Origin of the sequence: Bacillus sp. FDAARGOS_235, assembly GCF_002073415.2 — a bacterium.
In the GTDB taxonomy this organism is placed as follows: Bacteria; Bacillota; Bacilli; order Bacillales; family Bacillaceae_G; genus Bacillus_A; species Bacillus_A toyonensis.
In genome coordinates this window covers 908,123-920,846 of record NZ_CP020437.2, presented here as the reverse complement: position 1 = coordinate 920,846, position 12,724 = coordinate 908,123, and the positions used below count along the sequence as shown (strand labels likewise).

At 34.9% G+C, this 12,724-nt stretch carries 14 protein-coding genes; 5 read left to right on the top strand and 9 right to left on the bottom strand.

Annotated features, from left to right (window positions below; translation table 11 throughout):
- Positions 1 to 16 precede the first annotated feature (16 nt).
- Positions 17 to 1,186, top strand: coding sequence for a DEAD/DEAH box helicase (locus A6J74_RS06305; RefSeq protein ID WP_000588603.1), 1,170 nt, complete (start codon positions 17 to 19; stop codon positions 1,184 to 1,186).
- A gap of 171 nt (positions 1,187 to 1,357) precedes the next feature.
- Entirely contained in the window at positions 1,358 to 1,741 is a 384-nt protein-coding gene (locus A6J74_RS06300; protein WP_000581484.1) for a VOC family protein, read from the top strand.
- 41 nt (positions 1,742 to 1,782) lie between these two features.
- Here A6J74_RS06300 and A6J74_RS06295 read toward each other — a convergent pair whose 3' ends face one another.
- Both A6J74_RS06295 and A6J74_RS06290 read right to left on the bottom strand, forming a co-directional pair.
- Positions 1,783 to 2,421, bottom strand: coding sequence for a zinc dependent phospholipase C family protein (locus A6J74_RS06295; RefSeq protein ID WP_000535613.1), 639 nt, complete (start codon positions 2,419 to 2,421; stop codon positions 1,783 to 1,785).
- A 29-nt stretch (positions 2,422 to 2,450) separates the two neighbouring features.
- Complete coding sequence (locus A6J74_RS06290) at positions 2,451 to 3,437, bottom strand: quinone oxidoreductase family protein (RefSeq protein WP_000644648.1); 987 nt, start codon at positions 3,435 to 3,437, stop codon at positions 2,451 to 2,453.
- Between the two features lie 204 nt (positions 3,438 to 3,641).
- Between A6J74_RS06290 and A6J74_RS06285 the strand changes: the two genes are divergently transcribed.
- Complete coding sequence (locus tag A6J74_RS06285; RefSeq protein ID WP_000675626.1) at positions 3,642 to 4,220, top strand: sigma-70 family RNA polymerase sigma factor; 579 nt, start codon at positions 3,642 to 3,644, stop codon at positions 4,218 to 4,220.
- Positions 4,217 to 4,897, top strand: a complete 681-nt coding sequence (locus A6J74_RS06280; RefSeq protein ID WP_000050709.1) for a DUF3600 domain-containing protein — start codon at positions 4,217 to 4,219, stop codon at positions 4,895 to 4,897. Before A6J74_RS06285 ends, A6J74_RS06280 begins: the two co-directional genes overlap by 4 nt.
- A gap of 54 nt (positions 4,898 to 4,951) precedes the next feature.
- Here A6J74_RS06280 and A6J74_RS06275 read toward each other — a convergent pair whose 3' ends face one another.
- From A6J74_RS06275 to A6J74_RS06260, 4 genes are all read right to left on the bottom strand, one after another.
- Positions 4,952 to 5,197 carry a hypothetical protein gene (locus A6J74_RS06275; protein ID WP_000277248.1) on the bottom strand — a complete coding sequence of 82 codons (246 nt, stop codon included), beginning with the start codon at positions 5,195 to 5,197 and terminating at the stop codon, positions 4,952 to 4,954.
- A gap of 150 nt (positions 5,198 to 5,347) precedes the next feature.
- On the bottom strand, positions 5,348 to 5,782 hold the full coding sequence (locus A6J74_RS06270) for a hypothetical protein (RefSeq protein ID WP_001174537.1): 435 nt from the start codon (positions 5,780 to 5,782) through the stop codon (positions 5,348 to 5,350).
- Positions 5,783 to 5,866: 84 nt separating this feature from the next.
- Entirely contained in the window at positions 5,867 to 6,835 is a 969-nt protein-coding gene (locus A6J74_RS06265; RefSeq protein WP_000754963.1) for an MBL fold metallo-hydrolase, read from the bottom strand.
- Positions 6,836 to 6,930: 95 nt separating this feature from the next.
- Positions 6,931 to 7,140, bottom strand: a complete 210-nt coding sequence (locus A6J74_RS06260) for a DUF3925 family protein (protein ID WP_000844988.1) — start codon at positions 7,138 to 7,140, stop codon at positions 6,931 to 6,933.
- Positions 7,141 to 7,364: 224 nt separating this feature from the next.
- Here A6J74_RS06260 and bsaA point away from each other — a divergent pair, with 224 nt between their 5' ends.
- Entirely contained in the window at positions 7,365 to 7,847 is a 483-nt protein-coding gene (gene bsaA / locus A6J74_RS06255) for a glutathione peroxidase (RefSeq protein ID WP_000127913.1), read from the top strand.
- Positions 7,848 to 7,943: 96 nt separating this feature from the next.
- Here bsaA and A6J74_RS06250 read toward each other — a convergent pair whose 3' ends face one another.
- Genes A6J74_RS06250 through A6J74_RS06240 form a run of 3 tightly spaced genes read right to left on the bottom strand, consistent with a single transcriptional unit; the run spans position 7,944 to position 12,345 of the window.
- Positions 7,944 to 10,172, bottom strand: coding sequence for a transglutaminase TgpA family protein (locus tag A6J74_RS06250; RefSeq protein WP_000631295.1), 2,229 nt, complete (start codon positions 10,170 to 10,172; stop codon positions 7,944 to 7,946).
- Positions 10,169 to 11,383, bottom strand: a complete 1,215-nt coding sequence (locus tag A6J74_RS06245; protein WP_000826184.1) for a DUF58 domain-containing protein — start codon at positions 11,381 to 11,383, stop codon at positions 10,169 to 10,171. The genes A6J74_RS06250 and A6J74_RS06245 overlap by 4 nt, the downstream gene beginning before the upstream one ends.
- Entirely contained in the window at positions 11,383 to 12,345 is a 963-nt protein-coding gene (locus A6J74_RS06240) for an AAA family ATPase (protein ID WP_000113093.1), read from the bottom strand. Before A6J74_RS06240 ends, A6J74_RS06245 begins: the two co-directional genes overlap by 1 nt.
- Between the last annotated feature and the right edge of the window lie 379 nt (positions 12,346 to 12,724).

Genomic DNA, 12,724 nt, shown 5'->3' with positions numbered 1-12,724 from the left:
TAAAGGAGAAAAACAAATGATAAAAGATATGCAACCATTTTTACAACAAGCTTGGGAGAAGGCTGGTTTTAAAGAATTAACTGAAATTCAAAAACAAGCGATTCCAACTATTTTAGAAGGACAAGACGTTATAGCTGAATCTCCAACTGGAACAGGAAAAACATTAGCGTACTTATTACCACTTTTACATAAAATTAATCCTGAAGTAAAACAGCCACAAGTTGTTATTTTAGCTCCAACGCGTGAACTTGTCATGCAAATTCATGAAGAGGTTCAAAAATTTACAGCAGGAACTGATATTTCAGGTGCATCTTTAATTGGTGGTGCAGATATTAAGCGCCAAGTGGAAAAATTGAAGAAACACCCGAAAGTAATTGTTGGTTCACCAGGACGTATTTTAGAATTAATTCGTATGAAAAAGCTAAAGATGCATGAAGTGAAAACGATTGTATTTGATGAGTTCGATCAAATAGTGAAACAAAAGATGATGGGTGCTGCACAGGATGTAATTAAATCAACGATGCGCGATCGTCAATTAGTATTCTTCTCAGCGACAATGACAAAAGCAGCAGAAGATGCAGCACGTGATTTAGCAGTTGAACCACAATTAGTACGTGTAACACGTGCAGAGTCAAAAAGCTTAGTTGAGCATACGTATATCATTTGTGAGCGACGCGAAAAAAATGATTACGTAAGAAGAATTATGCATATGGGCGATGTAAAAGCAGTTGCTTTCTTAAATGACCCATTCCGTTTAGATGAAATTACTCAGAAATTGAAATTCCGTAAAATGAAAGCAGCAGCTCTTCATGCAGAGGCAAGTAAGCAAGAACGTGAAGCGACGATGCGTGCTTTCCGCGGCGGAAAATTAGAAATTCTACTTGCTACTGATATTGCAGCACGTGGAATAGATATTGATGATTTAACACATGTAATTCATTTAGAGTTACCTGACACTGTAGACCAATACATTCACCGCTCAGGACGTACTGGACGTATGGGCAAAGAAGGAACGGTCGTGTCTCTTGTAACAGAACAAGAAGAGCGTAAATTACTTCAATTTGCGAAAAAATTAGGTATTGTGTTTACGAAGCAAGAAATGTTCAACGGATCATTTGTAGAAACGAAACCGAAAGCACCGAAGAAAAAGAAACCAGCATTTACTGGGAAGAAAAAGCCTAGATAAATAATGGGAAAGACGTAACTATTTGTAGTTACGTCTTATTTTGTTCATTGGTAAAGTAGTGAACGAGTAAGTCGATAAATTTTGTAAAGAAGTACATATCAACTCAAAAGGAATAACAATAGCACTTGTAGAAACCTACATAGAATATAAAAACCATTAGGAGGAATACAAATGATTCATAAAGTCGGACAAATTATGTTATATGTAAATAATCAAGATGAGGCAGTAAATTTTTGGACGGAAAAGGTAGGGTTTCATGTAGTAGCAGAGGAAGATAACAAGCAAGGGATGAGATGGATTGAAATCGCTCCAACTCAAGATGCAGAAACGAGTATCATACTACATAATAAAGAAGTTATTTCGAAAATGAGTCCAGAATTGAATCTTGGTACACCATCCTTAATGTTCTTCTCAGAAAATCTTGATCAATTATATACAGATTTAACAAATAAAAATGTTACAGTTGGCGAAATGGTAACTATGCCTTCTGGTAAAGTGTTTAACTTTGCTGATAGTGAAGGGAATTATTTTGCGGTTATGGAAAAGAACAAATAATGATGTTATGGAAAAATCCCCCTCGTATAAAATGAGGGGGATTAAATATTTGAAGTGGACTTTTTATTCGACAGTTGTTCGATATAAAAAGCGCCTTTCTCAATAGCGGTTTCAATATAACCGACAATTTGATTAAACGTGAACACCTGTAATTCTTCATGCAAATGTTGCTCTGGATACAACATATCTTCAAAAAGGTATGTTCGAAAAGCTAAAACATTTCCTTTAGAAACTTCTGCGATATCCACAATGTGAGCCTCTTGATTAAGAAGAGAGAATAGCTGTTGTTCTTTTTCGTAATGATGAAGCAACTTTGCATTTAACAATTTAAAATCGTTATAGTACATAGGTGCGATAGTTTCGTCATTTTCTATTCTATTTTTTAGCCAAGGTAGAAAAAAGCCTTGTAGCCAATTATCGTCGGCAATGAGGTGGGTGTAATAGCCTAAAATAAATGGGGAATCTATATGTGCTTCATATTTATGAATAAATGAATCATAATCTATTCTTCTCGTATAGTTCTTCGTTGTACCGGCATAAAAATGTGAGGTGCCTTTTTCTTTTTTTGAATGAACAGCATCAGGGGCTACAGCTCCAAGTAAGAAAGAAGTTTTATCTTGAATACATAATTTCTCAGCAATACCGTTAGCGATAATCACATGCATAATTCTTGATCCCATGAATGCCACCTCTGTTTCAAGTATTCATTTCAGGAAGGGGACTGAACGTTTAGTATTACTTTCCCTGTACTTTTTCTACTTTCGACCCATTCATGTGCTTTCCCTGCATCTATAAAGGGAAAAGATTTTGTAGCCTTAATTTGCAAACTTCCATCACGTAAATAACGGAAAACTTCATTTGCAGTTTCTTGGAGTAATTCAGGACGTTTTTTCCGTGTAGTGCCGAAGCTGAATCCGAGTATAGAACGGCAACTTGCGTGTAGGTCTTTCGTTTTGAAATTGCCAATTTCACCGCTCGCATTGCCGAAATGAACGAGGCGTCCGTAATAAGCAAGACATTTTAAACTACTTTCCGAAACCGTTCCAGAAATAGAATCTAAAATTACATCAACCCCTTGGCCATTTGTCAGCTCATTGACCTTCTCTACAAAATCTTCATCTTGATGACATATAACATAATCAGCTCCAGCGTCTAAAGCAATTTCTTTTTTTGCTTCACTTCCGACAGTACCGATAACTTTTTCAGCCCCTAATAGTTTTGCAAGTTGAATAGCAGTAGTGCCAATTCCGCCAGCAGCTGCATGAATGAGTACAGATTCACCTTGTTGAAGCCTTGCAACATTTGCGAGTAAATTATAGCTTGTAAAAGATATGATAGGGCAAGCGGCTGCAGTTTGGAAATTAACTTCATCAGGTAAAACGAAAGTAAGATTTTCATTTGCAACAATATATTCTGCGTAAGATCCATTTTGAGGAAAAGCAATGACACGCTGTCCAGGATGAATATTTTTAACTTGAGAACCGACTCGTTCTACAATACCGGTGGCATCTATCCCTGGAATAAAAGGGAATGTCTTATTTCCTTTTTTGCCATAACGTGATTTAATATCGGCAAAATTAACACTAGTAGCAACAACACGAATTAACACCTGATTGTCTGAAATAGTCGGCATATCAACATCAGTATATTTCATCACTTCCGGACCACCGAACGACGTTACAACGATAGCTTTCATCATATATCCTCCTAAATTTGACTATATAAATCATTTTAAAGCGTCATTAGAAATTGGAAAATTATATAATAGTTATGCAAGGTTATAAGTGAAGCTTATGAACTCAGGGAATCATTATATTAATTTATATAAAAAACTTTAAAAAATCGAACGAAATATGAATTACTTGCCAATATAAAGTGTAAGACAAAGGGGGGATGGTATATGAAAGGTGAAACAGTGTGTACAGATTTAATTCAATTAACTTTATCAGGAAATAAAGAAGCGTATAGCGAGTTGTATGATGTAACGATTCAAGAAGTATATAAGACAGCACATTTTTTACTAGACGATAAAACAGATGTAGATGATGTCGTTCAAGAAGTATACATACAACTATATGAATCGCTTCGTAAGTATGATAGCGAGAAGCCATTTCGTCCTTGGCTAATTGGACTCGCGATTAAACAAATTCACTCTTATAGAAGAAAGAGGTGGATGCGACTACGAATTGTAAAAAAAGCAGAAGAGCAAAGAAAACCAGTACAAATTGATTTTTCTAACGATCTGGTAAGTAAAATATCAAACCAAGAACTAATCGAACTTATTCATAAATTACCGTATAAATTGAAACAAGTTATTATCTTAAGATATTTACACGATTATTCACAAGAAGAAGTAGCACAAATATTACATATTCCAATTGGTACTGTGAAATCTAGAATTCACGCGGCATTAAAAAAACTACGTCAAAAAGAGCAAGTAGAAGAAATATTTTTAGGAGAGGTAGGGAATGTGAAATGAGTTTAGACTGTAGAGTTAGGGAAACTATACAAGAAGAAGCAAAGGGTATTGTTGCCCCGCCGGAGTTAAAAGAAAAAGTAATCGTGCAAATAACAATGAATCGCGGGGGGAGTAAAAGGAAGAAGCACCTTATTGCAGGAGTGCTTGCAGCAGCTCTTTTAATCCCGACGACTGGTTTTGCGTATCAATCTATTATGGCGGATGGTATATACGGATCTTTTGAGAATTTAAAAAAACACGCCGGAGCGATGACGTTAGAAGCGTATATGCGTTTTAATGCAAAATTATCAGAAGCGAAAGATGAAATGGATGCGAAAGAATATGAAGAGTTTACAAAAGAACTAAAGAAATTAACAAATGCAAAGCTTGCGTACGGGGATTCGAACGGTAATATTGATTATGATGCATTATCACCAGCAAAAAGAGAAGAAATGAAAAAGGTAAGTATGGGCTTTCAACCATACTTTGATAAATTAAATGGTCATAAATCAAGTAGAGAAGTATTAACGCAAGAAGAGTTTGATCGCTATATGGAAGCTTTAATGACACATGAAATAGTACGAGTGAAGACAAAATCAACCGGTGCAATAAAACTAGAAGAAGTACCTGAGGCATATAAAGAAAGATTTATGAAAGCGGAGCAGTTTATGGAGTATGTAGACGAAAAGGTGAGATAAGTAAAAAAGCTCAGAGTCTAAGCTCTGAGCTTTTCTTATTGAAACGTAAATATATTAACCACCTATGCCTTTTGCTAGCAATAGGAAGTATACAACTAATAATATTACGCCATTTAATGCAGTACCAACTATTCCGAATAACCCATTTTTTGATGCGATTGCAAAAATAATACCGAGTAATGAAAGTATACTTAGAGTCACAATAATTAACGTTAAATTCGCATTAGGTCCTCTAAGGATAAAGAAAGAAAATATACTTGCGATAACCGTTAGAAAAGAGAAAGCCCCTAATTTATACATAATAAATCTCCTTGGTTAAAATGCATTTTGACATAATATACGACCAACTTTATTTTAACAGAATTCCCCTTTTCATTTATGGCGATTTTTACAAATAATAGCGCACTTATAAACAAAATGTCCTAATCAGCAACACTTAAAAATTGGTTATCAATTATATTTTTTCATATTTGCAGTATCTTTTTGTATAAAACAATCTAATAGTGAATAACCAGCTATTAAACTAATAATCGTAACAAAAGTTGTATTTATAAGAATGATATTAGCTAAATAAGGTAAGTATTCGCCAAGTGGTGAAAAGAGTAATGCAGGGGAAAAGGAAATGAATAGTGTAGGCACTGTAATAGCAATAAATTTATCCGGCTGAAAGCTCCAGTTTTGTTTACTCGTTGCGTAATTAATAGATTGAAGGAACCGTAATAAAATACCAACTATAAGAGGGAAGAGTGTAAAGTAGAATAATCTTGGATAAACGTTAAAGTTCACCTGTGCGTCTGTATCTAAATAAAATTGAATTTTTACTCCAACAAATAATAATAAGACGATAAATAATGTAAAGCAGAGGTATAGCATTACTTTTTGCATTCCATTCCACCATCCTTTACTAAAAATATATTCAAAGAAGAGATATACAATAACTACTGTTGTATATCTCTTCTTTTACTGTTATTAAATAGTGGAATTTGTTTTTTCTTGCTTCGTGAAATAATCAATAATACCCATCGCACTAATTTCTATATCTAGATGTAAAATGTTATAAACGGAATGATCGGATGGGACGTTTAATTTTGTAAGGTGAGAAGAGATTTTATCCATTAATAAAGTTTGTAATGCTTTAGTAGCCTCATCGAAATCATTATACTTTTCAAAGACCTCTTTACCAGTATGAACGAAAATAGGTAACCAATGTTCTAGTTGGTTATATACTTCTGTAACATTGGATGAAGCGCCGTAATGACCGAAATAAATAGTATCTACATTCATACTTTGAATATGATTTTTAGAAGCAATCATCGCATCGGGCTGAAATTGCGAAGGGGACGTTGATGGTAAATATAACTCTACACCAAGGTCTGCAAGCTCTCTATAATAAATGCCAATTGTATCACCAGTAAAAATGCCGTTTGTTAATGAATCATGAATGCTAATATGGTGCTTTGCATGTCCAGGTGTATCATAAAATGTAAGGATGCGGTCTTCTGCAATTTTTAACGTACCATCATGTTGTACAATATGAACGCGTTCTTCTTCTATAGGAAGAATTGGATCGAAAAGTTTATCGAAATCATCCTTGTATACAGCTTTTGCGCCTAAAATTAGTTTTGTTGGATCAATCATATGACGAGCACCGCGAGAATGCACATATAAAGTAGCATTTGGGCACTTTTCCATCATTAAACCAGCTGCCCCAGCGTGATCTAAATGAACGTGTGTTACGATAATGTTTTTTACATCGTTTAAATCAATATGTAATTGTTGTAAGCCGTCTAAAATATACGGAAGAGAAGGGGCTGCACAAGTTTCAATTAAAGTAATATCGTCACCTAATAAAACATACGTACCAGTTCGTTCATTATGTTGTAAATCAAAATCATCAATAAGATATAGGTGTGAAGATAACTGCTCTACTTTTTTCATCGTTACCACTCCTTAGTTACTGTATGTTTCTATTATACGCTAAAATAGAAAAAGGCAGAAAACGAAAGCTCGTCTTCTGCCTTTTTAAAGTGTTGTTATTTCGTTTGTTCTTTATTGATAGACATAACGAACAGTCCAACAATGCCACCAACGATCGGAAGCGTAATCTCTCCTGCTAAATTAAAGTAGGAGCTTAAGAATAAATCATTTACATCGATTACCCAACCAGTAACATACAATAACATCATATATAGTACGAAATAAAACTCGCGATTTGAAATCGTTTCAGGTTGTGCAGTTTTCATAATGAACACCATCCTTTTCTATTATAATAGAATATAAACTGTCACATTTTGTTCACAATTCAATTGTAAAACTTTCCATTCTAAAAGTCTAGTAGTTTGTGTCGAATTTTCGAACATAAATAAAGCGCTATCATTTCGGTGTGTAAGTATGTAATAGAAGCTGTATATTCACGAATGTAGTATAGTATAAACATAGAATAATAGTATAGAGAGGGGTAGGAACAATGACAGCTTATGATTTTTCAGCTAAAACAATAACAGGTGAAGATAAATCGTTAAAAGATTACGAAGGAAAAGCACTTCTTATTGTAAATGTAGCTAGTAAATGTGGATTTACACCACAGTATAAAGGATTACAAGAAGTATATGATAAATATAAAGACCAAGGACTAGAAATACTCGGTTTCCCTTGTAACCAATTTGGAGGACAAGAACCAGGTACAGAAGCGGACATTACTAGTTTTTGTGAATTAAACTACGGTGTAAACTTCCCGATGTTTGCAAAGGTTGATGTGAAAGGTGATAAGGCTCATCCTCTGTATACATACATGACAGAACAAGCGCCAGGTTTACTCGGTATGAAAGCAGTGAAATGGAATTTTACGAAGTTTTTAATTGGAAAAGATGGGAAAGTAGTAGGGCGTTTTGCGCCGCAAACGAAGCCAGTTGATTTAGAGGTTGAGATTGAGAAGGTACTTGGGGAATAATTAGGAGTTTGTTATCTTTTATTATAGTTATTAAAAAATACCTCAAAGAACAAAGTTGCTCTTTGAGGTATTTTCTTTAAACTCACATGATCAAGATTAAATCATTGTATCGAATTCATTTGATTTAGGTAGAGAAGCTGCTTTTTTCATAAGCACTTCCCATAAGTGTACGGATTTCTTCCATTCGGCTGCGGTCTGTCCGTTTTGATACATAGCGTTCTCATAACTGAAAGTAAGTTGTTGCATATCGGCCGAGTTGTAAAGTGTATCGATGCGGAGAGCGTATTCTCGGAATGTTTGACTTTCCCCCCGTGGTATGCCGATTCTCGCAAATTGTTTTAAAAGTGCGCCGTAAGCTTTTTGATAAACAACATCATCTTTTCGGTATTTATAGAAAAGAATAATAAAAAATGTAATCCATTTCATTCTAGTAGTGAAGAGAATGTATCCGATGATACTAATTGGTATCGTAGAGAGGAATACGTACCACCAAGAAAAACTAGTTTTAGAATTTGTGACCTTTTTAGTAGAAGTTTCTTCTGTATTTTCTATTAAACTTTTAAGTTTTGCTTCATTATTTCGTTGATGTATTTGCTGGTTATTAGAATTATTTGCTTCGCTATTTTGTGAAATAGGAGCAGGAGTATTATTTGTAAAAGTATAGGGATTAGTAAATCCTTTTGTTGGTTCGAATGGAATCCAGCCGTATCCTGGGAAATATACTTCGACCCAAGAGTGTGCGTTATCGTTCGTGATTTTATAAATATCCTGACCTTCTGCAGAGGCAAGTGTATTGTCAAGAGTTCCTTCTGTATAGCCTTTTACCCAGCGAGCAGGAATCCCGGCAGAACGAAGTAGTACAATCATAGACGTCGAAAAATTATTACAGTAGCCGCTTTTTGTATCGAAAAGGAATTGATCTACATAATCTTGGCTTTTGGCAGGGAATGAAACATTCATTGTTTCGTATACAAAAGAGTTGTCTGTGAAGTAATTTTCGATAGCTAATACTTTATCATACCGGTTGTCTTTATCATTTGTAAGATTGACAGCCAAGTCTTTTACTCGCTGTGGTAATGATTCGGGAAGTTGTGTGTACTTTGTCATGAAATAAGGATTTGTTTCTTGACCTTCATTCGTGTTTACAGCTTTCAAGTTTTCTATGGGAAATTCCGGGATCTCATACGTTACTTTATATGAATGTAAAGTAGTAGAGGAGTCTCCGTGCATCGTATAGATTTTTTCAGAAAATGGGTCAACGCTGTATGATACATCTGAGGAAGCCTCAACTGATACTAATCCTGCTGGGTAGGTAAGGTGAAAATCACTTTTTTGCATGGTGATGGTTGCTTCGGTTGTTTCCGTTTTTGTATTTTGTTCGTACCAGCTCACGACGTCGTTTTTACTTTTAAAAGAAATCTTTTTTTGATTTTCAGAAACTTCCCAGCCTTTTCCTGTATAAAAATCTTTCGTTTCTACTCTCCAATATTGTTTGTTTTGCGTTTGTGCTGTGAAAACAATTGTAGGATCAGCCTGAAAAGGACCACCTAATCTCGAGTCATCTAAACCATACCCAATTGTAGAAACTTCTTGTTTTTTACTCGCTTCGGATGTGTTGAATTTTAAAAAATTCATTGGGTTTGGCCATTGAGGGCCGAATTTTGGAGCAAAGTATGCGATGGTTGCTGACAATACAATAAATATTGTAAGAGGTCTAAGTAATTTTGAGATTTCTCTATCATAATTTTGTAAGTGTTCCATCTCTTTTATTCGTTCTATTCGAAGAAGACTAAGCATAAAAAATCCGATGACAACAGTACGAATAATAGCGTAGTTTGCATTGTATAAATGTAAGTTATGAAAAGTTGTGATATAAATAATAGTCAATACAAGAAATAACAACCCACGTTTTTTATGAATCATCCAAAAAGAGATGAAAGAACTCAAAAACCAAAATGATAGAAAAAATAAAACTGTTGGAAAAACTGGAGAAATATCTAGCAAATTCCCCTGGAATAACAGGGAGGAATTTTGAGAAATATCAGTAAAAAATTTCGTTAGCCAAGATGGATTTATAAAAGCATTTTTATAATATAGGAAATGAATGATGAATAAAATCGTGATGATCTTTATAGCAATTTGCCACCTCGTTTGAAAAAAAGAGAGAGTGAAGCAAATTCCTATAAATATTACAAAAATATCTAATCTACCTACGTTTGTAATACCTATAAGGGGTCTTAGCCATTCTAGTAAAAGTAGAAATGCGCATGCATGCATGTAAAAACTGTTCATATCCAATTGTTTTTTTGTATGTAATGTTATCATTTGCTCACCTCAAAAAACACGTTTGCATACCGGTTTTCATAAACCGCGTTTACAAATATTTTTCTTTTTTGTAGAGTTTCTAGTATACTTAGTTCTCGATGTGAGAGTTGATTCGCTTTTTCTTTCACGACAAACACCATTAATTTTCTATTTTTTATAGCAGCACAGTCAGCCGCCTTTTGAATATCGGGAGAAAGACCGCTTGTCACGAGTATAATCGTGACGGGCTGATACATTTTTCTTAATTCCATTTCTACACTCTGGGAGAGCGGGAATACACTGTCTGCTTGTACTTTCGCTAAATGGCAAAAGATTTGTTGCAACTGAGTATCTCCATTGTCTAATGGGAAAATAGTTCGTTCTTTTCCGACAGACACGAATGACGCTGGTGAATTTTGCTTCAAGACAGCCCTTACAATAGAGGCAGTAAACGTTACGACTGATTCGAATAGAGGGGATTCAGTTCTGTCCATGAATATCATGATATTATGGCTACGCTGTTGTTCAAACTCTTTCGTCATAATATTGTTTGTTCGTGCAGTTGCTTTCCAATCAATCCATGAAAAGCGATCACCAGGTTTATAGTCTCTGACGCCGACAGAGACTGTAGAGTCTTTTGCTGAATGTATATTTGCTGAAAGCGCCCCTTGTTCGAAATGATTTTCCAATTGTCGATACGCTATATCTACATACTGGGGATAGACTAAAAATGTATCTGGAACTGAAAAAGTTACTTCTTTTTCTATCATACCGAATAGATCGCCAGTTTTGACACGTACGCTTGAAAAAGTGTGCTCTCCTCTAGGGATTGTATCAATAACATATTGAAACGAAATATTTCGTTTCAATCCCGGAAAGAGTATGACCTTATTCATCTTTGCTTGTCTACAACTTGTAAATGGTGGTGGCAGTTCATCTTCTATAACTAAATAAAGTAAGGGAAAAGGAAATTTTCTTTTTATTGTAATCGTGCTTACAAATTGTTCTCCTGCTGCATATTTGTTTTGGTTTGTTATTCGTTTTACTTCAGCGTCCCGTAAAGCGTAGAAGGGGAGTAGTAGTGAATAAAGGCCAATAGGAATCGTACTGTAAAACAAAAACCAACTTACAAATCCTCCTTGAAGCATAGCATACACAAATGTTAAGACTACGCATAAAGGGATTAGCGATAACTTCGTAACGTGATATAGTGCTCGTAGTAGTCGCTTCATCAAAGGTTCTTCGTCCTTTGAGTCGGCACAGTAGTTCGTGCAACGATTTTGGCGATAACTTGTTCTCCTGTTATTCCTTCAAATCTTGCTTCCATTTTTAGAATGAGTCTGTGAGCTAAAACGTAAGGAGCTAAAAATTTAACATCGTCTGGAATAACATAATTTCTACCATGGATGAATGCATAAGCTTGTGAAGCTTTCATTAAAGCAATTGAGCCACGTGGACTTGCACCTAGCTGTATAGAACTATAAGAACGAGTCTGATTAACAAGCTTTACAATGTAATGCTTGATTGCTTTGTCCATACTTACTTCCCGTACACTTTGTTGTAAATAAAGTAATTCTTCTATTGTTGTAATAGCTTGTAAATGGGAGAGTGGGTTTGTTTTTTCCATCCGGTTTAAAATTTCAAATTCTTCTTCTGGTGTAGGATATCCCATTGTTAGCTTCAACAAGAAACGATCGAGTTGAGCTTCTGGTAAAGGATATGTTCCTTCATATTCGACCGGGTTTTGTGTAGCCATGACAAAGAAAGGTTTTGGTAACGATCTTGTAATGCCATCTATTGTGATAGTGCCTTCTTCCATACTTTCAAGTAAGGCAGATTGTGTCTTTGGGGATGTACGATTAATTTCATCAGCAAGTACAAAATTCCCCATGATTGGTCCAGGCTTGAACTCAAATTGGAGCTCTTTCGGATTATAAATAGAAACACCTGTTACATCTGACGGCAGTAAATCAGGTGTGAATTGAATCCGCTTGTAATCGGCGTCAATGGATTTAGAAAGAGTGCGTACTAGCATTGTTTTCCCAACGCCAGGAACATCTTCTAATAGTACATGACCTTCAGCTAAAAGAGCTGTCATGGTTAAAATCGTTTCTTTTCGTTTTCCGACCATTAATTTTTCAATATTGTTGATTATTTTTTCTACAATGGGATGTAATGAATCAAGACGGGCCATCGTAATCCTCCTAATTTTATTATCTTTTCTAATTCATTTTTATGTTAAAGAAAAGGAGTCCCTTCATTTTAATGCAGTATAATAGTAATCTAAGAGGCAAGTAGGAATGGTGTATATAAGTTCATAGTGAGAACTTATATAAATAGGAAAAAACGTAAATGTTAAAAAATCATGGTGAGATACTTTATAATTTCTATGTCCAAAAAGGAAATCCCACTCGTAATTTTATGAATATTCAGATTATATGTGTGGATAACATTTAGTATAATTGTTTCCGTAAATAAGAGCAATACCGTAAATAATGATTTATAGTTATATCTCGCTATTTGTGGGCTGATAATCAGTGGGGGACGAACAAAACCTCCACTGATTAAAGTTT